Annotated in this window: 1 protein-coding gene and 1 pseudogene; both read left to right on the forward strand. The window is 48.9% G+C overall.

Annotated elements, in window-relative coordinates:
* Positions 1 to 194, forward strand: a pseudogene (locus HBA93_RS17820) (hypothetical protein); the annotation flags it as partial.
* Between the two features lie 24 nt (positions 195 to 218).
* Positions 219 to 932 (forward strand): DUF2303 family protein (locus tag HBA93_RS17825; protein WP_221724181.1); only part of this gene is annotated, 714 nt, incomplete at its 3' end.

The following is a 932-nucleotide window of genomic DNA, read 5'->3' on the forward strand; positions in this document are numbered from 1 at the left end:
GTTCAGTCACCTTAAAGCTCGACCTCACCCTTGAAGGCGGGATGGTCACGATTGAGGCCGAGGTTAACTCCAAGCAACCGAAACCGGTCAACGGACAGACGCGCTATTGGCTGACGGATGATCTTCGCCTTTCGACAGAGCATCCGAAGCAAACAGATATGTTTGCCTCTCCACGCGAAGTCGCCAGCAATTAATCGCAAATCAAGAGGGATAGGATCATGGAATCTAGCAAAGAAACTCAGCCAACAGTTAGCAATCTCAGTGCGGCGGAGCTTGTGTCGACGAATGAAGCGTCAGTTAATTTTGATGTGGCGCTGAAAGAATTAGCTTCGCTTAGCACAAGAGCCAATGGTGTAAGCATATCCAAAATTGAAGTGCCGGCAGAATTGAAAGGCCTGCCACCACAAGTACCAATCCTAATGACGTGCGGTGATACCCCCGCAGCGACATCATTATCTGATCTTATGGAAAAACACCGCTTGCACCCTGCCCGCAAGCGGGGCACCGCTTCAGTGCAAACGCTGGAATCCTTTATCAGCCTGACTGACCGGCATGCTACACCACATAGCGCAATATTTGCCGATGTGAACTGGCGCGAACCAATCCTGCTGGCGGTGATTGATTATCATCCTGACGATGAAGACGATCCACACGCAGACAACTGCACCCACCGCATTTATTATAAATTTCCACTTTCTGAAGAATGGGCACAATGGGTCGAAAACAATGGTGAAAAGATGATGCAGAGTGACTTTGCACTCTGGATTGAAGACCACATTGCCGACCTTGCAGCGCCGAATCCAGACGAAATTCAAAAGTACCAAGAGCAATTTCAAACAACTATTGCCACCCCGTCCGAGCTAATGGAAATTTCGCGCGGTTTGCAGGTGAATGTTTCATCGCAGGTTAAAAATGCAAAGACTCTGCAAACC

It is taken from the genome of Ochrobactrum sp. SFR4, assembly GCF_019730395.1.
Lineage (GTDB): Bacteria > Pseudomonadota > Alphaproteobacteria > Rhizobiales > Rhizobiaceae > Pseudochrobactrum.